The following is a 20,603-nucleotide window of genomic DNA, read 5'->3' on the forward strand; positions in this document are numbered from 1 at the left end:
CCTGGCGGAAACGCCATCGATCTTCAAAAGAATGATGGAATGGTTGAGGAGAAGGCTCCGGATGATTCGATGGAAAGAATGGAAATTGCCTAAGACAAAAGTGAATAATTTAATAGCATTGGGAGTGACAAAGGCGAAAGCCTTCGAATGGGGAAATACAAGAAAAGGCTACTGGCGTATAGCCAGTAGCCCAATTCTCCATCGCACACTCAATGACCATTATTGGCAACGTATGGGTTTGAAATCATTGAATGCACGTTGAATTTTATGAAACCGCCGTATACGGAACCGTACGTACGGTGGTGTGAGAGGACGGAGGTTAGTCACCTCCTCCTACTCGATTTGGGTTTTAACATAGAGATAATTCTCCGAATGAAGCGGCTGGTGACTGTGAGGGAGGAAATAAGAATGAGTAAATTTTTTAAGTTTAAGGAGTTGGGCACGAACTACCGTACGGAATTCATGGCGGGGCTTACAACATTTCTAGCGATGGCCTACATTCTGTTCGTTAATCCGTCTACGCTTGCTCTTGATGGGATTGAGCAGCTTCCTGAAGGAGTAACACGTATTGATAAAGGGGCTGTATTTACAGCGACGGCGATTGCTGCTGCTGTTGGTACATTAATTATGGGTGTTTTTGCTAAATATCCAATTGCCCTTGCACCTGGTATGGGATTGAATGCATTCTTTGCTTATACAGTAGTTCTTGGATATGGTATTCCGTGGGAAACGGCACTGGCAGGTGTATTAGCATCCGGACTTATTTTTATTGTATTAACGGTAACCGGCCTGCGCCAAATGATCATTGATGCAATACCTGGGAACTTGAAACTCGCCGTCGGAGCTGGGATTGGTTTGTTTATTGCTTTTATCGGGTTTCAAAACGCGGGTATCGTTCAGAACAGTGATGCAACACTCGTACAGCTTGGAGATTTAACGGCTGGACCAACAATGCTTGCGATTTTTGGGATTATTGTATCGGTCGTATTCCTTTCTCTAGGTATTAAAGGCGGTATTTTCTACGGGATGGTGCTGACTTCGATTGCCGGCATGGTGGCAGGTCTGATTGCACCGCCTACCGCAGTCAATGACGTCGTAGGTTCCGCACCAAGCGTGGCGCCAACTTTTGGGGCGGCATTAACCCACTTTGGTGATATCTTTACAATTGAAATGCTGGTCGTTATTCTAACTTTCCTATTTGTTGACTTTTTCGATACGGCGGGAACGCTTGTAGCGGTAGCCACACAGGCAGGTTTCATGAAGGATAATAAATTGCCACGGGCCGGACGTGCGCTGTTTGCGGATTCAGCAGCGACAGTTGTAGGATCCGTTGTAGGTACATCAACGACTACGTCTTACATCGAATCTACGGCAGGTGTAGGAGCCGGGGGTCGGACAGGCTTTACCTCTGTCGTTACAGCCGCCTTTTTCTTACTGGCGTTATTCTTTTCACCTCTTTTATCAGTCGTAACTGCAGAAGTCACTGCACCAGCCTTGATTATTGTCGGTGTGTTGATGGCATCCACTTTGAAAAATATCGACTGGGATCAATTTGAAATTGGTGTTCCGGCCTTCTTTACGATTGCCGCTATGCCGCTTACGTACAGCATTGCTACGGGAATCGCAATCGGATTCATCTTTTATCCGATTACGATGCTGTTAAAAGGACGTTCCAAAGAAATTCACCCAATTATGTACTTCCTGTTCGTCATCTTTGTTCTTTACTTTGTCTTCTTAGCTTAATAGAGATAGCTTAGTTTAGATTATTTCAAAAAAGCTCCCGATTGGCGTAAGACTTGATTTCGAGATATTGGTATACGAGGAAGGTCCTACGGGGGATGATTTCGCTTTCCGGCCCTGCACGACGCAGGGTCGTTCGACGTTGCCACACGAGGTGGCGTTTTTAGTCGAACCTCTTCTGTGGTAAGCCTTCTCAGGCTTCGCCTTCCGGGGTCTCCCCTGTCATTTTTATCCCACAGGAGTCTACATCGTCCCCCTCCGGACCCTGCTAAAATAGGGAGCTCGAAATCATGTTTGAAACACTCTGGTTGATGGTGAAGACTTCTTTAAGAACGAGCTTGTCCACCTGGATGAATCTTGCTATAGAAGCATTAAAGGTTGATTCAGGATGCTGAATTCTCCTATAGAAGGGTCCGTTCACTCTTCCATCATAGGGTGGCGAAGGAAACGACGAGACTCCCGCGGGAGAAGGAGCTAGGCTAGACCCCACAAGGAGCGTTAGCGACTGAGGAGGCTTGCCAGTTCCCCCGCAGGAAAGCGAGTTGTTTCCGTAGCCAACCCCTCTCTATATTAGCAACGGGCCCAAGTTAACTTGAAACTGGTTATTCCACTATTCGTTCCTATAGGCGTAATTAGTCTCTTATAAAAAACACGGCAGTCGTGGTGACTGCCGTGTTTATTCATCTTCCAGGTGGCGGATGCTGAGGGGTTTCTGGCGTGTCTGGTCCGTAACGTGTCGATAGAGCTGGATGACGAGCAGGCCGTGCTTATAGGTGGCTTCCATTTTGTCACCTCGTACAGGAAAAGGCAGGTCGATACTCCGCTCGAAAGTTCCATCCGCAATTTCAGACATAAGCTGGTGACCGCCGCGATGGTTGATTTCAATTTTTCCTTTTATCGTAAGGGTGGTGTGATCGACGAGTACTTCTACATTTTTCGGGTGGGTCATTCCTGGAACACTCACGTAGCATAAAAGTTCATTATCATATTGATACATATTGATATAAGGAATGGAAGGCTTCATCATACCCTCGAAGTCGCCCCAGAATTCATTACCGAAAAAGCGGTCTAAATTGGATTTCCAGTCTTTAAATTGATTCACGTCATCACCCTCCATAATTTGTCAGTAATTGCGATGGAAAAAGATTGTGTCACAGACTTCTCATAGTTTATAGTGTATGCAAGAAACAGCCCATGGGTGAATATCTTGAATAGTAAGAGGGGCAGAGGTAGGAGGGTGCTTGATGCTTGAAAATCCGTTATTGCTGATTGGAATTATTTTAGTTGTCAACATTGTTTATGTATCGTTTTTAACAATGCGTATGATTTTTACGTTAAAAGGCCGACGTTATACGGCAGCTTTTCTCAGTATGTTTGAGATTGTTACCTATATATATGGTCTTGGGATTGTACTTGAGCGTTTGGGTCAAATTGAAAATGTTATTGCTTACGCCATCGGGTACGGTCTTGGTGTCATCGTGGGGATGAAGATTGAAGAGAAGCTTGCTTTAGGGTATATTACGGTTAACGTTATTTCTTCAGACCCGGATATTGATTTTACCCGCAGACTCCGTGAGAAAGGATACGGAGTTACGAGCTGGTATGCTTACGGGATGGAAGGCGATCGTTTGGCGATGCAGATCTTAACTCCACGAAAATATGAGCTCGCTTTGTATGAGACCATTCGCACGATTGATCCTAAAGCATTTATCATAGCTTATGAACCTAAGCAGATTCATGGCGGATTCTGGGTTAAATCCGTTAAGAAAGGAAAGATCCGCGAAGATGCCGAAAAACAACAACAAGAAGCGCTTTGAAGTACAAGAACATGAAACGATTGGCCAGTGCCTGGATCGTATGAAGAAGGAAGGTTATTTTCCTGTGCGCCGGGCGGAAGAACCGATATTTCGTGAAGAGACTAAAAATGGTGAGAAAGTCATGGAACCTGTGAGTAAACGCATTGTTTTTCATGCGGTAAAGGAATAAACCCGAACGATCATCTGTTTTTATTTTTTTAATGTTCGTTATTTACGTTGACATTTCTTTGCGGCTATTGATATGATGGAAGCAGAAATTGCATAAAAGGAACCTCATATAGGACGGGAATACGGCCCGTTCGTCTCTACCTGGGAACCATGAATTCCCGGACTATGAGGGGAGTCCGAGCATTCTATATCAATCAACAGTCGACACGTATGCCTGTTCAACTCCTCTCATGATTTGAGGGAGTTTGAGCAGGCTTTTTTTAATGAAAGAAGGGATAAACATGGCTGAAGTAGGTGTTATCATGGGTAGTATCTCCGATTGGGAGACGATGAAGAATGCCTGTGATGTATTAGATGAGTTACAAATCTCGTATGAAAAAGAAATCATTTCTGCCCATCGCACCCCGGAGGATATGTTTACCTATGCGGAACAGGCGAGGGAAAAAGGATTGAAAGTCATTATTGCGGGAGCTGGCGGAGCGGCTCACTTGCCAGGAATGGTGGCTGCTAAAACCACGCTCCCGGTCATCGGAGTTCCGGTAGAATCGAAATCTCTTCAGGGACTCGACTCGCTGTTGTCTATTGTGCAAATGCCAGGCGGCGTGCCTGTTGCGACGGTGGCCATTGGAAAGGCCGGAGCTAAAAATGCAGGGATTCTTGCGGCGGAAATGATCGGAGCTTTTGATACGGATACAGCGGGGCGTCTGGATGTGTACCGCAAGCAAATGAAAGATAAGGTCGAAGATATGAGGAGCGATTTAAATGGATTCTAATGTAATTAGACCAGGTCAAACGATCGGTATTCTAGGTGGAGGTCAGCTCGGAAGAATGATGGGCGTAGCTGCGAAACATATGGGCTACCGGATTGCCGTTCTTGATCCTGCTGAAGACTGTCCCTGCGCTCAGGTGGCTGATGAGCACATCGTGGGTGCTTATGATGATATGGAAGCCGCTGAGCAGCTAAGTGAGCGGAGCGATGTCATTACGTATGAATTCGAAAACGTAGATCTTGAAGTAGCCCGTCTGTTTGAAAGTAACGGAAAATTACCTCAAGGTGCTTACTCTTTGGAAGTGACCCAGAATCGCTCCAAGGAAAAGCAGGAAGCGGTAGCAGCTGGTCTGTCGGTTCCTTTTTACGAAATTATCGATAGTTACGATCAGTTTCTGGTGGCTCTGGATAAGATCGGATATCCGGCGGTCATTAAAACAACCAGCGGTGGATATGACGGAAAAGGTCAGTTGAAGATCGAACACGAAGATGAAGCCGCAAAGGCGCGTCAATTTATAAAAGAAGGAAGCGCGTATATCGTGGAACAGTGGGTCGAATTTGATATGGAAATCTCACAAGTGTTTACGCGTGCAGCTGATGGTGAGATTACGTACTTCCCTATCCCTGAAAATATTCATAAGAATCATATTTTACATGAATCGAGAGTGCCGGCGGAATTGGGCGAAACCCTGGTGGATAAAGTGCAAGAAGCGGTGAAACGCCTGTCGGAGCAGATGGGAATTGTTGGCACATTTGCTGTCGAAATGTTCGTGAGCGGGGAAGATATTTATATTAATGAAATGGCCCCGCGGCCGCATAACTCTGGTCATTTTACCATCGAAGCCTGCAACGTTTCCCAGTTTGAACAGCATGTCCGGGCGATTTGCGGACTTCCGCTGCTGCCGGTTCATTCTTTTCCATCAGCAGTTATGGTGAATGTTCTGGGCAAACACCGGCAGATACTAATTGATAAGCTGGAATACTACCGGGGTGTTCATTTTCATGATTATGGAAAGAAAGATGCCCGCACGAATCGAAAGATGGGTCATCTGACTTTCGTAGGGACGAGCTTGGAAGAGATTGACGAAAGAATACAAGAAAATCAAATACATTTATGGTAGAGACCGAGGAGGAAGACGATGATTGAACGATATACAAGGCCTGAAATGGGGGCTATCTGGACAGAAGAGAACCGTTACGCAGCCTGGCTTGAGGTAGAATTGCTGGCTTGTGAAGCATGGAGTGAACTTGGAAATATTCCAAAGAATGACGTCAAGAAATTGAGAGAGAAAGCTTCTTTTGATGTGGAGCGTATTCATGAAATTGAAGCAGAAACTCGTCATGATGTTGTAGCCTTTACCCGCGCCGTTTCCGAAACAGTAGGTGAAGAGAGGAAATGGGTGCATTACGGCCTTACCTCTACAGATGTCGTGGACACAGCGCTTTCCTATCAGTTAAAGCAGGCGAACGCTATTATCCGTAAAGATCTAGTAAACTTTATCGATATTTTAGGAGAAAAAGCACGCGAACATAAGCACACAGTGATGATGGGGCGTACGCACGGAGTGCACGCTGAACCTACAACATTCGGATTGAAGCTGGCTCTTTATTATGAAGAAATGAAGCGTAATCTCGAACGCCTGGATCTAGCAATTAAGCACATTGAAGTAGGGAAGCTGTCCGGAGCCGTTGGAACATATGCGAACATTGATCCTTTTGTTGAAGAATATGTATGTGAAAAGCTTGGCATAGAACCGGCGCCGGTATCCACACAGACGCTTCAGCGCGACCGTCATGCTCATTACGTCTCTACATTAGCTTTAATTGCGACGTCCATTGAGAAAATTGCTGTGGAAATCCGCGGCCTGCAAAAGACAGAAACGAGGGAAGTAGAAGAATTCTTCGCGAAAGGCCAAAAAGGTTCATCAGCAATGCCGCATAAACGTAACCCGATCGGGTCTGAGAATATGACCGGCATGGCCCGTGTACTACGCGGAGAAATGCTGACCGCTTTTGAAAATGTGCCTCTATGGCATGAGCGGGATATCTCTCATTCCTCAGCAGAGCGCGTGATTCTACCGGATGCAACAATTGCTATCAACTACATGCTGAACCGATTCGCTTCGATCGTTAAGAATTTGACGGTCTTCCCGGAACGTATGCAGGAGAACATGGAGAAGACCTACGGATTGATCTTCTCTCAAAGAGTTCTGCTGACGCTAATTGATGAAGGCATGGTCCGAGAAGAAGCATATGATCTGGTTCAGCCTAAAGCCATGGAGGCTTGGGAACGTGGTATTCCATTCCGTGAACTGGTAGAAGCGGATGAGCAGATCAAAGCGACATTGTCCGAGGAACAGCTGGACGCCTGCTTCGATTACAAGCACCACCTGAAAAACGTCGATCGCATCTTCAGCCGCATCGGCCTGTAAATTACCAATAACTGTATGACCTGGTCCTCCATTCATTTACAGACCAGGTCATACATAAATTACCAAATCTCCACATCCATCTAATACTATTCAAGTGAGGTGTCATATTGATGAAGGGTTCGCTGTTATATGAAGGAAAAGCCAAGAAAGTTTATCACGTGACGGATCAGCCGGAACGTTTGATTTTATCTTATAAGAACGACGCCACCGCCTTTAACGGCAAGAAAAAAGATCAATTTGAAGGCAAAGGCCGGCTGAACAATTTGATTACCTCCCGAGTATTTGATTATTTAAAACTGCATCACATTCCATCCCACTTTATTGAAGCGTTGAACGATACAGAACAATTAGTTGAAAAAACAACCATTATTCCTCTGGAAGTGGTTGTACGTAATGTCGCTGCAGGCAGCATTACACGCAGGCTCGGTATCGAAGAAAAAACAACCTTCACCCCGCCCATTGTCGAAATATTTTATAAAAAAGATGAACTGGATGATCCGATCATTAACGACGTTCATGCTTATCACCTGACAGATGTCAGCGAACAGGAATTAACCCGCATCAAAGAAATGGCCCTTACCATCAATGAACATTTAATCGAACTATTTAAAGAGGCTGGACTGCAGCTTGTTGATTTCAAACTGGAATTCGGACGCCTAAAGGACGGAACGATTGTACTGGCGGACGAAATTTCACCAGACACATGCCGTCTTTGGGATTTAGAGAGCGGACAGAAACTGGACAAGGATGTCTTCCGCGAGGGTATTGGAAACCTGATCGAGACGTACGAACTAATATTACAACGACTGGAGGAAAACACATGCGCAAAGTAAAGATCTACATCACATTAAAAGAAGGGGTTCTTGATCCCCAGGGTAAAGCGGTACAGAACTCCCTTCATTCTCTTGAATATAAAAACGTCAGCGAGGTACGTGTCGGCAAGTATATGGAAGTTATGATGGAAGACACGAACGACATTGAAGAGCAGGTAGATAAGATGTGCGATCAATTGCTTGCGAACCCAGTCATTGAAAATTACACCTACACGATCGAGGAGGTTGTCTAAGTGAGATTTGCTGTCGTCGTATTTCCAGGCTCCAATTGTGATCGTGATATGTACTTCGCTGTCAAAGACGCCCTTGGAGAAGAAGCAGATCTCGTCTGGTACCAGGAAGCAGATTTGAGTTCGTATGATGCCGTTCTTCTACCAGGCGGATTCTCTTATGGAGATTATTTGCGCTCAGGAGCTATCGCTTCTACTTCTAATGTGATCAGTCAGATCCGTGAAGCAGCGGAAGCGGGCAAACCAGTACTTGGTGTCTGTAACGGATTTCAGATTCTGCTTGAAATGGGTCTTTTGCCGGGAGCTATGTTATCCAATAAGCATCTGAAGTTCATGTGCCACTTCGAAACATTGAAGGTCGAGAATGCAGAAACCATGTTCACCCGTGATTATGAACCGCAGGAAAAAATCAGCATTCCAATCGCCCATGGTGATGGAAACTATTATTGTGATGAAGCCACTTATCAGGAGCTGAAAGATAATCGCCAAATTGCTTTTACCTATGAGAACAATCCTAACGGTTCTGTAGGTGATATCGCCGGGATTACGAACAAAGCAGGTAATGTGCTTGGCATGATGCCTCACCCGGAACGAGCGGTGGAAGCTCTCGTTGGAAATGAAGACGGACTGCGTTTGTTCCAGTCTATTTTGACACATTGGAGGAATAACCATGCCATCAAAGCTTGAAATCAGCCCGGAGCAGATCGAACAGCAAAAGCTTTACAGTGAAATGGGACTAAGGGACGAAGAGTATGCGTCTATTAAAGATATTCTAGGCCGTCGTCCGAATTATACAGAAACCGGTCTATTCTCTGTTATGTGGTCGGAACATTGCAGTTATAAAAACTCCAAACCGCTTCTAAGGAAATTTCCAACAGAAGGGCCGCAAGTCCTTCAAGGGCCAGGAGAGGGAGCCGGCATCATCGATATTGGCGATGACCAGGCGGTTGTTTTCAAAATTGAAAGTCATAATCACCCATCTGCTGTAGAGCCTTACCAGGGAGCAGCGACAGGTGTGGGCGGTATTTTAAGAGACGTCTTCTCCATGGGTGCACGCCCGATTGCTTTACTCAATTCCCTTCGATTTGGATCGCTGAAACAGCCTCGTGTTAAGTATTTGTTCGAAGAAGTAGTCCGCGGCATCGCAGGCTACGGCAACTGTGTCGGCGTCCCGACAGTAGGCGGAGAGGTTCAGTTCGATAATGCCTACAACGGCAACCCGCTGGTCAACGCCATGTGTGTCGGGTTGATCGAGCACAAGGATATTCAAAAAGGAATTGCGGCCGGGATCGGCAATACAGTTATGTACGTTGGAGCTAAAACAGGTCGTGATGGTATTCACGGAGCAACATTTGCCTCCGAAGAGCTCTCCGAAGAATCAGAAGAGAAGCGTCCTTCGGTGCAGGTCGGTGACCCATTCATGGAAAAACTCCTTATTGAAGCTTGTCTGGATGTCATTCAGCACGAAGCACTTGTAGGTATTCAGGATATGGGCGCTGCCGGTCTCACTTCCTCAGCCAGCGAAATGGCCAGTAAAGCAGGGACAGGTATGACGATGAATCTTGATTTAATCCCTCAACGCGAACTCGACATGACACCTTATGAAATGATGTTGTCTGAGTCTCAGGAACGCATGCTGCTTGTTGTGGAAAAAGGACGCGAAGAAGAAATAGCACAAGTATTCCGTAAATATGATCTGGAAGCTGTGGCAGTAGGAGAAGTTACGGATACGAAGCGCTTCCGTCTGGAACATCAAGGAGAGATGGTGGCGGATGTACCGGTGGACAGCCTGGCGGAGGACGCTCCAGTCTATCATCAGCCATCTGCGATTCCGGCTTACTATAACGACTTCCAGGCCATGGAACCTTATGTACCTACTGTTACAGATTATCAATATACACTTCATAACCTCCTTCGTCAGCCGACCATTGCCAGTAAAGAATGGGTGTATGATCAGTATGATTCGATGGTCCAGACGAACACCGTCGTATCTCCAGGGTCAGATGCAGCTGTGTTACGGGTTCGAGGCACGGATAAAGCTCTTGCGATGACGACCGACTGTAACTCCCGTTATATCTATGTGGACCCGGAAGTCGGAGGCAAAATTGCTGTTGCGGAAGCAGCCCGAAATATTGTCTGCTCCGGCGGACGACCGCTTGGACTGACGGACGGTTTGAACTTCGGATCTCCGGAAAATCCGGAAATTTTCTGGCAAATGGAAAAAAGTGTGGACGGGATGAGCGCTGCCTGCAATGAACTGGGTACACCAGTCATCAGCGGCAATGTTTCCTTATATAATGAATCATTTGGAGGGCAGGCCGTTTACCCTACTCCCGTTGTTGGAATGGTGGGGTTAATTGAGCACACCGAACAGATTACCACTTCCCATATGAAACAAGCCGGTGATTTAATCTATATCATTGGAGAAACGAAAGCTGAATTCGGTGGAAGTGAGCTTCAGGGACTGCTGGAAGACCGTCACTTCGGACCGGCTCCGGCCATTGATTTACAAATAGAAGCGCAGCGTCAGAATCAGGTGCTGACAGCGATTCGATCCGGTCTCGTTCAGTCGGCCCACGATCTTGCAGAAGGTGGACTCGGAGTCGCTCTGGCTGAGAGCCTATTTGAGCAGGAATTAGGCTGTGAGGTGACCATTGACGGTGACCCGACTACCGCTTTATTCTCAGAAACCCAATCCCGTTTCCTTCTGTCGGTCAAGCCGGAAGATCGGGAAGCTTTTGAAAAATTGATCCCTGAAGGCCGTGTTATTGGAAATGTTAAAGGAGACGGGGTGTATCGCATCCTGTCGAACGATCAAGTCATTTTGGAAGATCAGACAACGAAGCTTAAACAAACGTGGAAAGGAGCGATCCCATGCCTGGTGAAATCAAAGGTTTAAACGAAGAATGTGGTATTTTCGGCGTGTGGGGGCATCCTGATTCTGCTCAACTGACGTATTATGGGCTGCATGCTTTGCAGCACCGTGGTCAGGAAGGTGCAGGGATTGTCACAACAGACGGGAAACAAATGAAGCTCCATAAAGGACACGGGTTGATCAACGAGGTTTTCTCCCAGAACCAGCTCCAGGAATTAAAAGGTCATGCCTCTGCTGGACACGTTCGTTATGCGACAGCAGGCGACGGCGGCTACGAAAATATTCAGCCGCTGCTCTTCCGGTCTCAGACGGACAGTCTTGCTCTTGCTCATAACGGTAATTTGGTCAACGCTCAGGCACTGAAAAGTCAGCTTGAAGGACAGGGAAGTATTCTCACAACGACCTCTGACACAGAGGTGGTGGCCCACTTAATTAAACGAGCACGCCATCTCCCTCTTGATGAAGCCATTATGGAGGCTTTATCCATGATCAAGGGAGCTTATGCGTTCTTATTAATGACGGAAAATCAAATGTTTGTTGCAAATGATCCGCGGGGGCTCCGCCCGATCAGTCTTGGGCAAATGGGTGACGCCTGGGTGGTTTCTTCTGAAACTTGCGGATTCGATGTGATCGGGGCGACACACGAACGCGAAGTGAAACCTGGCGAACTTGTAGTCATCTCGAATGAGGGAGTAGAAGCGAAACGATACGCTTCCCCGATTCAGCGAACACTTTGCTCGATGGAATATGTCTACTTTTCAAGACCTGACAGCAACCTTGACGGAAAAAATGTGCACGCGTCCCGGAAGCGAATGGGTAAAGCACTCGCTAAAGAAGCACCAGTGGAAGCAGATGTAGTAACTGGTGTACCGGATTCAAGTATCTCAGCGGCTATAGGCTATGCGGAGGAATCAGGAATTCCTTATGAGCTGGGGCTCATTAAGAATCGTTACGTTGGCCGTACGTTTATCCAGCCTTCTCAGGAACTCCGGGAGCAAGGGGTAAAAATGAAGCTATCAGCTGTCCGAGGTATTGTCGAAGGAAAACGAGTGGTTATGGTCGATGACTCGATCGTTCGTGGAACAACCAGCCGGCGCATTGTCCAAATGCTCAAGGAAGCGGGAGCTAGTGAGGTTCATGTGCGCATCGCTTCTCCTCCCATTAAAAACCCGTGCTATTATGGCATTGATACAGCGAACAGTGGGGAACTGATTGCCTCTGACCGCTCGGTGGAAGAAATTGAAGAGCAGATTGGCGCCGATAGTCTGACTTTCCTAAGTCCAGATGGTCTGAACGAAGCGATCTATCAAGGAGAGGAATCGATCGAACACGGAGGATGCATGGCCTGCTTCACGGGCAATTATCCGACAGAGATTTATCCAAATACCGCACATCCATATGAAAAGCTGTAGAGAAATGGGGGAACCTCGATGAGTGAATCGTATAAACAGGCCGGTGTAGACGTGGAAGCTGGTTATGAATCCGTTGAGCGCATGAAAAAACATGTGCAGCGAACGATGCGTAAAGAAGTGATGGGAGGCCTTGGCGCTTTTGCCGGTCTGTTCGATATTAGTGAAATGAATTATGAGCAGCCGGTTCTCGTCACTGGTACGGATGGCGTAGGCACGAAGCTGAAACTCGCCTTTGAAATGAATAAACATGATACGATCGGGGTGGATGTCGTTGCGATGTGTGTGAACGATATTGCAGCACAGGGAGCAGACCCCCTTTTATTCTTGGATTACATTGCCTGTGGAAAAAATGACCCGGCGCGTATCGAACAGATCGTCAAAGGAATTGCGGATGGCTGTGAACAGTCGGGAGCGGCTCTTATCGGCGGAGAAACAGCCGAAATGCCAGGAATGTATGAGCTTGAAGAATATGACTTGGCCGGTTTTGTCGTAGGTATGGCCGATAAGAAACAGCTGGTGACCGGAGAATCAATTCAAGCAGGTGACGTGCTGATTGGTCTTTCGTCATCAGGTGTGCACTCCAACGGTTTTTCCCTTGTGCGAAAAATTATCGAATCAAGCAAGCTTCATCTGGACGAAGTGTATCCTGAATTCGAGTGCCCGCTTGGAGAGGAGCTTCTCACTCCGACGCGAATTTACGTCCCGGCACTTCAGCAGTTGAAGAAGGACGTCACCATTAAGGGCCTTGCTCACATTACCGGCGGCGGTTTTTATGAAAATATTCCACGCGCGCTGCCAGAAGGGCTCGGGGCTCAGGTAGACCGGACAAGCTGGTCGGCTCCTTCCATTTTTCCTTTCTTGCAGCATTACGGAAACCTATCCGAAGAGGACATGTTCGGTGTGTTTAACATGGGTATCGGAATGGTTGCGGTTGTATCGAAAGCAGATAAGGAAGCGGCGCTTGCTGCTTTACAGGAATCCGGGGAGAAACCAGTGGTTATCGGGCAGGTTACAGATGAGGAAGGAATTCACTGGTTATGAGAAATATAGCGATTTTTGCCTCAGGCGCAGGCTCGAATTTCGATGCCATCGTTCAAGCCGTTGAAAGAGGAGATCTTGAAGCGAACATTTCTCTTTTGATCTGTGATCGTGTCGGGGCTCCAGTGATTGAAAAAGCCCAGCGTCATGATATTGATACCGTCGTTTTTACGCCCAAAGTGTATGAAAATAAAGCGGCCTACGAAGCAGCTCTTCTCGAAGACTGCCGCTCAAGAAATATCGATTACATCGTGCTGGCTGGATACATGAGGCTGCTGGGGCCAACGCTGCTTAAGCCTTATCAGAACCGAATCGTAAACATTCATCCCTCTCTGCTGCCGGCCTTTCCAGGTAAAGATGCAATTGGTCAGGCATTTGATAAAAAAGTAAAAGTTACCGGTGTGACGGTGCATTTTGTTGATGACGGCATGGACACCGGACCGATTATCGATCAAGAAGCTATCCGCATCCATGATGGCGATACGGAAGAAGATGTGAAACGAAAAATTCAGGCGGTTGAACACCGGTTGTACCCGGAAGTTATTCAGTCTTTACTGGTCAAGGAGGAATCGAAATGAAGAAACGCGCCTTACTCAGCGTATCCAATAAACAAGGATTAACAGAATTTGCGAAACAATTACATGAATTAGACTATGAACTAATCTCGACCGGCGGGACGAAGCGAACGATCGAAGAAGCAGGTATCCCGGTGCTGTCAATTTCTGAAATTACCGATTTCCCAGAAATTATGGATGGGCGTGTCAAAACTCTTCACCCGGCCGTACATGGCGGTCTTTTAGCCAAGCGAGGCAATGAAGACCATATGCAGCAGCTGGAGGAATTGGATATTCAGACGATTGATCTGGTGGCCGTTAATTTATATCCATTTAAAGACACAATCGCAAAGCCTGGAGTAACAGAAGCGGACGCTATCGAAAATGTAGATATCGGCGGACCGACGATGCTGCGGGCAGCGGCGAAGAGTTTTGAAGATGTAGCGGTTGTCGTGGATCCGGCTGACTATGATGAAGTGATCGCCGGGTTAAAAGACGAACTGACCTTTGAAAAACGACGGACTCTTGCGGCGAAGGTTTTCCGCCATACGGCGAACTACGATGCAATGATTGCGGAATATTTTACCACTAAGACAGAAGAAGCTTACCCGGAAACGTACACAGCTACGTATGAAAAAGTTCAATCCTTACGATATGGAGAGAACCCTCATCAATCCGCAAGCTTTTATAAAAAAGCGAATTATGAAGGTGCCTCCCTTGCGCAGGCCGAACAGCTGAACGGCAAAGAGTTATCCTATAACAATATTCAGGATGCTAATGCAGCGCTTGAAGTGGTCCTCGAATTTGAACAGCCGGCAGCGGTTGCTGTGAAACATATGAACCCGTGCGGTGTAGGGGTTGGGGAAAACATATACGAGGCATACGTTAAAGCCTACGAAGGAGATCCCGTCTCTATTTTCGGTGGTATTGTAGCTTTGAACCGGGAAGTGGATGAAGCAACAGCCGCTAAGTTAAAAGAGATCTTCCTCGAAATCATCATTGCGCCTTCCTTTAGTCAGGAAGCTCTGGATGTTCTGACGAAAAAGAAAAACCTGCGCCTGCTTACCGTTGAAATGAAAAAGGCAAAGCAGCAGACGCACAAGCTGACAAGTGTAAGCGGAGGTCTGCTCGTCCAGGATACCGATGAAGGTTCTGTCGATGTAACAGAGCTTGAAGTAGCGACCAGCCGGAAGCCGACCGATCAGGAGCTTCATGATTTGAAGCTGGGCTGGAAAGTAGTGAAACATGTGAAATCGAACGCGATTGTTATTGCTAAAGGCGACCGTACACTGGGTGTCGGTGCGGGTCAAATGAACCGTGTCGGTGCTGCGAAAATTGCTCTGGAGCAGGCGGATGAGCAAGCAAAAGGAAGCATTATGGCTTCTGATGCCTTCTTCCCGATGCCGGATACGGTCGAAGCAGCAGCTGAAGCCGGTGTTACAGCGATCATCCAGCCGGGTGGTTCGAAGCGGGACCAGGATTCGATTGATGCTTGTGATAAGCACGGCATCGCCATGGTATTTACTAGAATGCGTCATTTCAAACATTAGAGGAAGAGGTGGACAGGCATGAAAATCATGGTCATCGGACGCGGTGGAAGAGAACACAGTCTAATTCAGAAGTTTGCCGAAAGTGAACAGGCAACGATGCTTTATGCCGTGCCTGGAAATGCTGGTATGGAAGAATTGGCTGAGCGTGTAGCGATACCGGAAACCGATCAGGAGGAGCTCGTGCGTTTTGCTAAAGAAAACGAAGTTGCCCTGACTGTGGTCGGTCCTGAAAATCCGCTGCTTGAGGGTGTCGTCGATGCCTTTCAGGAAGCAGGCTTAAAGGTTTTTGGACCTAATCAACAAGCCGCGCTGATTGAAGGAAGCAAACATTTCGCGAAACAGATTATGGAGCAGTATGAGATTCCTACCGCTTCCTATCAGGCCTTCACGGAGGCTGAGCCTGCTGTTGCGTATATTAAAGAAAAAGGCGCCCCGATCGTCGTAAAAGCAGATGGTCTCGCTGCCGGCAAAGGGGTCGTCGTTGCAGAAACGGAAGAGCAGGCGATCGAAGCGGTAGAAGAGATGCTTGACGGCCGGTTTGGCGAAGCCAGCGAAGAGATTGTCGTAGAGGAATTTTTGCAGGGGAAAGAGTTTTCCTTAATGGCTTTCGTCCAGGGTGAAAATGTGTACCCAATGATTCCTGCAAGAGATCACAAGCGGGCATTTGATGGTGATCAAGGGCCGAATACAGGCGGAATGGGGGCTTATGCTCCGGTACCTGAATTAGAAGAAGGAGCGTATCAGACGGCGGTTTCTTCCATTCTGGAGCCTGCGGCGCGGGCTCTTGTCAAAGAGGGTCGTTCCTTTACCGGGATTTTATATGCCGGTCTAATTGAAAGTTCGGAGGGGCCTAAGGTGATTGAGTTTAACGCGCGTTTTGGAGATCCTGAGACACAGGTCGTTCTGCCGCTTCTTGAAAATGATCTTGTGCAGGTGATGCTGGATGTTCTGGAAGGCAAGGATCCTGAACTTACCTGGTCGAAAGAGGTTTGTGCAGGGGTGGTCGTCGCTTCGAGCGGATATCCGGGGGGATATGAGAAAGGACGGCCGTTACCTGTATTAAAAGCACACGATCAGGCGTTTACGGTTCACGCTGGTACGGAAAAAGACGAGGAAGGCTATGTATCCAGCGGCGGGCGTGTCCTGCTTGCAGGTGCTAAAGATAAGAATCTGGCCCGGGCACTGGATGGCGTTTATAATTATTTGAACTGTTTTGAAGGGTTCTCTGACTTTTTCTATCGCCGTGACATCGGACACTCATCGATTTCTTCGACGGACACCTAAATAAAATAGGGCGGCGATCGAACCGATGATTGTGATGACAACGAATCCGACGTCTGTTAAATATTCCATAAAGTCCATGTATTTCATCCTTTATAAGAAGGACGGGGAGTGCCCCGTCCTTTGTTTATTTCGGGATCAACCCGATTCCTTACACATTAACTGCTGAACTTGTTTAAATTCTGCTGCCATCCTTGTTCAATTCCGTCCGTTTCCTCAGACATTTCTTCAAAAGCTGCGGTTAACGGGCAGTAGCGGACAATACCTTCAGCTACTTTCATTGATGCCAGCACAACAAGCATAGGATGGACTTCGTTTGTTTTATTCGCTCGAATGGTTAGTAATGTCAGCATGCTTAATCCAGCTGTTATACGAACCATTGAATTGATGATGCCAATATTTGGCTTCATGGTCGGCTTCCTCCTTACCACTTAGAGACTTCCTGTGTTACCATAGTACATATTGATTCGATAGGAGGACGCTCCATGAATGAAACACGATTCCGTTGGCGTAACCGGCAGCTGCGTGAACACGCAAGCGTTATGGATGGTACGCATGCGCCAACCAAATTAATTAAACATACCACTTATTTAAACGTATATTTAAAACAATGGATGACTGGACATATATGGTTGTATGAAGACCGCATCATTTATACCGGTTCGGAGCTTCCTGCCAATCTAGAAGGAACAGAAATCATTGATGGAAAGGACAGTTACATTGTCCCTGGGTATATTGAACCCCACGCCCATCCTTTTCAATTATATAATCCCCGAAGCTTAGCGGAATATGCAGCGCGTACAGGTACCACATCATTAATTAATGATAATCTCATGTGGCTTTTTTTAACAAAAAAAGAGAAAGCGTTTTCGCTGCTTGAAGAATTCATGGATTTACCGGCAACGATGTACTGGTGGGCTCGTTTTGATCCTCAGTCTGTCTTAAGAGACGAAGAACGTGAAGCCTTTGATGAACAAGTTGTTTCCTGGATTGAGCACGATGCTGTCATTCAGGGCGGGGAACTCACGGCCTGGACGGATGTCTTGTATAATGGGGACGAACAAATCCTGCACTGGATGCAGGAGACGAAACGCGCCCGCAAGCCGCTTGAGGCCCACTTACCTGGAGCCAGTGAAAAAACGCTTGTGAAAATGCGTCTCTTAGGCATGGATTCAGAACACGAATCCATGACGGCCGATGACGTGATTAAACGGCTTTCAATAGGTTATCAGACAGGAATCCGCTATTCCTCCATACGGCCGGATCTTCCGCAGATTTTTAAAGGTCTGAAGGAAAAAAATCTTACGCACTATGATCACCTGATGTACACAACCGATGGGTCAACGCCTGGTTTTTATCGTGAAGGACTGATCAATATGTGCATACGACTTGCGATAGAGGCAGGCGTCCCCGTCATTGATGCTTATATGATGGCCACTTATCAGCCGGCACGTCACTTTAATATTGAAAATCGGATAGGAAGCATTAATCCAGGACGCGTAGCTCACTTGAACTTTTTAACAGACCCCAAGGATCCGACACCGCATTCAGTTATCGCTAAAGGGAAGTGGGTCAAGCGCGATGGAGAAGACATCAAACCGGAGAACTCCATTCAGTGGAAGAAGAACGGCATTGATCATTTAAATCTTGACTGGGAAGTGAGCGAGCAGGATATGCAGTTCTCCATGCCGATTGGAATGAAGATGATTAATGACGTTATAATGAAACCTTATGCAGTTGATATTGATGCATCGGTGTCACAACTTCCAGACGATACAGATGAAGCCTTTCTCATGCTCATGGATCGGGAGGGTGAATGGACCGTTAACACCCTGCTCAAAGGGTTCACGGATTCCCTTGGTGCTCTTGCAAGCTCTTACTCCAACACGGGTGATCTAATCCTGATTGGAAAATCGCGTTCGGATATTGAAAAAGCGTTTGCCAGAATGAAAGAAATCGGCGGTGGAATCGTTCTCGTTGATCAAGGGAAGGTTGTCTTTGAATTGCCTCTTCCGCTTGGCGGGATCATGTCTGATCTGCCGCTTGAGGATTTAATGCAGGAAGAAAGCAAACTGAAAGAGTATTTGAAGGAGTACGGTTTTTCATTTTCCGATCCTGTGTACACGCTGCTTTTCTTATCTTCCATGCATTTACCCTATATACGAATCACACCGCTTGGCATCATGGATGTGAAAAAGAAAGAAGTACTCTATCCTTCCATCATGAGATAGTATAGAATGACATGAAAAAAATGATGAGGGAAGTGCGAGATGAGAAGGTTAATCTGGATGCTGCTGTTTGGTTGTGTGCTGATGTCTCTGCAGGCCTGTACGGGCGGATCTCCTCAGGGGCCGGCCCCGTCACCAGAAGCCCCTGATGGAGTGTCTACAGAATACGAGGCGCTTGAAAATGATGAGGATGTTTTTCCATTAACCGGAAAACCTTCGACAGGCAGGGCGGATCATCGTGTGGTTTCTGTGATGATTAATAATCATACTAAAGCCCGACCTCAATCCGGCTTAAGCCAGGCAGATATCGTCTTTGAAGTGTTGGCGGAAGGTCAGATCACCCGCTTTTTAGCTTTATTTCATAGTCAACTACCTGATACAATAGGACCAGTGAGAAGCGCCAGACCTTATTTTAATGAGTTGGCTTCTGGATTCGAGGCACTGTATGTGTACCACGGAGCTTCTAAAGCGATCAACCGTCACGTCGCTGAAAGCGGTATTCCTTACCTGGATGCAGCAGGTTATGATAACAACGGCTGGCTGTTTGAACGGTCCACTGAGAGAAAAGCTCCCCATAATTCCTATTTGCTGACGCAGGGTATGGAGCGGTTTATGAAAGAAAAGGGATACACAAACCCGGATAGCATCGAGGCGTTACCTTTTGAAAAAGAAAACGGGGCAAGCGCGGAAGGTACGCCCATCGATAAAGTGAAAGTTGTTTACTCCGAGCGCCCCGAAGAAACCGTGACTTATTCAGTTCGTGAGGCAGAAGGAAATTTCGATCGTTCCAGCGACGGAAAGCCATCAGTCGATCACGAGAACGGCGAGCGGTTAGTAATGGATAACGTTTGGATTGTTGAAACAAGACATACCATTATAGATTCACAAGGCCGGCGGGCAATAGATTTAAATTCCGGCGGAAACGGGTATCTACTACGAAAAGGGAAAATAATAGAGGCAGAATGGAAAAACGTGAACGGACGGATCCTTCCTTATCGAGATGGACGTCCCATTCGCTTCACCCCGGGCAAAACCTGGGTGAATATAATCCCGGAGCAAGCAAGAATAGAAACCACATATAGAAAGTAACCAAGGAGGAATCTTGACCCATGCAGATTGATAAACTACGCGGGAAGACGCTGGATCAATTGTTCGAAGCGATTCTTTCTCTGCAGAATGTGGAAGAATGTTACGAGTTTTTTGATGACCTGGCGACGATGAATGAAGTTCAATCCCTGGCTCAGCGCCTGGAAGTTGCTCGTATGCTTAGAGATGGATATACGTATCATAAGATTGAAACGGAAACAGGTGCGTCCACAGCGACCATTTCACGTGTGAAGCGCTGTTTGAACTATGGAAATGACGCCTATACCCAGGCGCTTGATCGTGTTCAGGAGAAGAAAACGGAATAAATCAGCAGGAGCAGTCCAATTCGTGTACTAAGTTGGGCTGTTTTTTTGTATGATAACTTGGTCTATTTTCATAACCAGGTTATCCAGCTAAAGGGCCGTTATCTGTAAGACTCAGTTTCGAGATATTGGGTGGAGAAAGAGGGCTCCAGGGAACGACTCGCTTTCCGCGGGCATGTGCTGAGCTTCCTCGGGCTTAACAGCCCTGCGGGATCTCACCGATCATGTTCATCCCGCAGGAGTCTTCGCCGTTCCCTTCCGCCCCTT

At 47.0% G+C, this 20,603-nt stretch carries 22 protein-coding genes and 1 riboswitch; of the genes, 19 read left to right on the forward strand and 3 right to left on the reverse strand.

Annotated features, from left to right (window positions below):
* Positions 1 to 262: group II intron maturase-specific domain-containing protein (locus BMZ06_RS18365; RefSeq protein ID WP_342709139.1), on the forward strand; the 262-nt coding region annotated here is incomplete at its 5' end.
* 146 nt (positions 263 to 408) lie between these two features.
* Positions 409 to 1,743: an NCS2 family permease gene (locus tag BMZ06_RS18370; RefSeq protein WP_089754352.1), complete on the forward strand. Its 1,335-nt coding sequence runs from the start codon at positions 409 to 411 to the stop codon at positions 1,741 to 1,743.
* 673 nt (positions 1,744 to 2,416) lie between these two features.
* Here the strand turns inward: BMZ06_RS18370 and BMZ06_RS18375 are convergent.
* Positions 2,417 to 2,842, reverse strand: a complete 426-nt coding sequence (locus BMZ06_RS18375; RefSeq protein ID WP_089754355.1) for an Hsp20/alpha crystallin family protein — start codon at positions 2,840 to 2,842, stop codon at positions 2,417 to 2,419.
* 142 nt (positions 2,843 to 2,984) lie between these two features.
* Here BMZ06_RS18375 and BMZ06_RS18380 point away from each other — a divergent pair, with 142 nt between their 5' ends.
* From BMZ06_RS18380 to purD, 14 genes are all read left to right on the forward strand, one after another.
* The gene (locus BMZ06_RS18380; protein WP_089754357.1) at positions 2,985 to 3,557 is read left to right on the forward strand and encodes a DUF2179 domain-containing protein; all 573 of its coding nucleotides are present in this window, start codon (positions 2,985 to 2,987) and stop codon (positions 3,555 to 3,557) included.
* Positions 3,526 to 3,726, forward strand: a complete 201-nt coding sequence (locus BMZ06_RS18385; RefSeq protein WP_089754359.1) for an NETI motif-containing protein — start codon at positions 3,526 to 3,528, stop codon at positions 3,724 to 3,726. Before BMZ06_RS18380 ends, BMZ06_RS18385 begins: the two co-directional genes overlap by 32 nt.
* 84 nt (positions 3,727 to 3,810) lie before the next feature.
* Positions 3,811 to 3,911, forward strand: a riboswitch (purine riboswitch).
* 95 nt (positions 3,912 to 4,006) lie between these two features.
* Positions 4,007 to 4,498, forward strand: a complete 492-nt coding sequence (gene purE, locus BMZ06_RS18390; RefSeq protein WP_089754388.1) for a 5-(carboxyamino)imidazole ribonucleotide mutase — start codon at positions 4,007 to 4,009, stop codon at positions 4,496 to 4,498.
* Complete coding sequence (gene purK, locus BMZ06_RS18395) at positions 4,488 to 5,615, forward strand: 5-(carboxyamino)imidazole ribonucleotide synthase (protein WP_089754361.1); 1,128 nt, start codon at positions 4,488 to 4,490, stop codon at positions 5,613 to 5,615. The genes purE and purK overlap by 11 nt, the downstream gene beginning before the upstream one ends.
* Before the next feature lie 18 nt (positions 5,616 to 5,633).
* Complete coding sequence (purB, locus tag BMZ06_RS18400; RefSeq protein ID WP_089754363.1) at positions 5,634 to 6,926, forward strand: adenylosuccinate lyase; 1,293 nt, start codon at positions 5,634 to 5,636, stop codon at positions 6,924 to 6,926.
* Between the two features lie 110 nt (positions 6,927 to 7,036).
* The gene (purC, locus tag BMZ06_RS18405) at positions 7,037 to 7,759 is read left to right on the forward strand and encodes a phosphoribosylaminoimidazolesuccinocarboxamide synthase (protein ID WP_089754366.1); all 723 of its coding nucleotides are present in this window, start codon (positions 7,037 to 7,039) and stop codon (positions 7,757 to 7,759) included.
* Positions 7,747 to 7,992 (forward strand): phosphoribosylformylglycinamidine synthase subunit PurS, encoded by a 246-nt coding sequence (gene purS, locus BMZ06_RS18410; protein WP_089754368.1) that lies wholly within the window; start codon positions 7,747 to 7,749, stop codon positions 7,990 to 7,992. Before purC ends, purS begins: the two co-directional genes overlap by 13 nt.
* A complete protein-coding gene (purQ, locus tag BMZ06_RS18415; RefSeq protein WP_089754370.1) occupies positions 7,993 to 8,676 on the forward strand; it encodes a phosphoribosylformylglycinamidine synthase subunit PurQ in 684 nt (227 codons plus the stop codon).
* Positions 8,660 to 10,888 carry a phosphoribosylformylglycinamidine synthase subunit PurL gene (gene purL / locus BMZ06_RS18420; protein WP_089754372.1) on the forward strand — a complete coding sequence of 743 codons (2,229 nt, stop codon included), beginning with the start codon at positions 8,660 to 8,662 and terminating at the stop codon, positions 10,886 to 10,888. Before purQ ends, purL begins: the two co-directional genes overlap by 17 nt.
* Entirely contained in the window at positions 10,864 to 12,276 is a 1,413-nt protein-coding gene (purF, locus tag BMZ06_RS18425; protein ID WP_089754389.1) for an amidophosphoribosyltransferase, read from the forward strand. Before purL ends, purF begins: the two co-directional genes overlap by 25 nt.
* An 18-nt stretch (positions 12,277 to 12,294) precedes the next feature.
* Entirely contained in the window at positions 12,295 to 13,317 is a 1,023-nt protein-coding gene (purM, locus tag BMZ06_RS18430) for a phosphoribosylformylglycinamidine cyclo-ligase (RefSeq protein ID WP_089754375.1), read from the forward strand.
* Entirely contained in the window at positions 13,314 to 13,892 is a 579-nt protein-coding gene (gene purN, locus BMZ06_RS18435; RefSeq protein WP_089754377.1) for a phosphoribosylglycinamide formyltransferase, read from the forward strand. The genes purM and purN overlap by 4 nt, the downstream gene beginning before the upstream one ends.
* Positions 13,889 to 15,418, forward strand: coding sequence for a bifunctional phosphoribosylaminoimidazolecarboxamide formyltransferase/IMP cyclohydrolase (gene purH, locus BMZ06_RS18440; protein ID WP_089754378.1), 1,530 nt, complete (start codon positions 13,889 to 13,891; stop codon positions 15,416 to 15,418). Before purN ends, purH begins: the two co-directional genes overlap by 4 nt.
* Positions 15,419 to 15,436: 18 nt before the next feature.
* Positions 15,437 to 16,702 (forward strand): phosphoribosylamine--glycine ligase, encoded by a 1,266-nt coding sequence (gene purD / locus BMZ06_RS18445; protein WP_089754380.1) that lies wholly within the window; start codon positions 15,437 to 15,439, stop codon positions 16,700 to 16,702.
* On the opposite strand, the gene BMZ06_RS21305 is transcribed toward purD, so the two are convergent.
* A complete protein-coding gene (locus BMZ06_RS21305; RefSeq protein WP_425431796.1) occupies positions 16,676 to 16,789 on the reverse strand; it encodes an EYxxD motif small membrane protein in 114 nt (37 codons plus the stop codon). The two genes, purD and BMZ06_RS21305, sit on opposite strands and share 27 nt — an antisense overlap.
* 68 nt (positions 16,790 to 16,857) lie before the next feature.
* A complete protein-coding gene (locus tag BMZ06_RS18450) occupies positions 16,858 to 17,109 on the reverse strand; it encodes a YgaP family membrane protein (protein WP_089754382.1) in 252 nt (83 codons plus the stop codon).
* 75 nt (positions 17,110 to 17,184) lie between these two features.
* On the opposite strand from BMZ06_RS18450, the gene BMZ06_RS18455 reads away from it, so the two are divergent.
* The 3 genes from BMZ06_RS18455 to BMZ06_RS18465 are packed head-to-tail and all read left to right on the forward strand — an operon-like array spanning position 17,185 to position 20,339.
* A complete protein-coding gene (locus BMZ06_RS18455; RefSeq protein ID WP_089754384.1) occupies positions 17,185 to 18,930 on the forward strand; it encodes an adenine deaminase C-terminal domain-containing protein in 1,746 nt (581 codons plus the stop codon).
* A 39-nt stretch (positions 18,931 to 18,969) separates the two neighbouring features.
* Positions 18,970 to 20,016: a DUF3048 domain-containing protein gene (locus tag BMZ06_RS18460; protein WP_089754386.1), complete on the forward strand. Its 1,047-nt coding sequence runs from the start codon at positions 18,970 to 18,972 to the stop codon at positions 20,014 to 20,016.
* 20 nt (positions 20,017 to 20,036) lie between these two features.
* Complete coding sequence (locus BMZ06_RS18465) at positions 20,037 to 20,339, forward strand: YerC/YecD family TrpR-related protein (RefSeq protein ID WP_014641879.1); 303 nt, start codon at positions 20,037 to 20,039, stop codon at positions 20,337 to 20,339.
* Positions 20,340 to 20,603 lie beyond the last annotated feature (264 nt).

Origin of the sequence: Halobacillus alkaliphilus, from assembly GCF_900113125.1 — a bacterium.
GTDB lineage: Bacteria > Bacillota > Bacilli > Bacillales > Halobacillaceae > Halobacillus > Halobacillus alkaliphilus.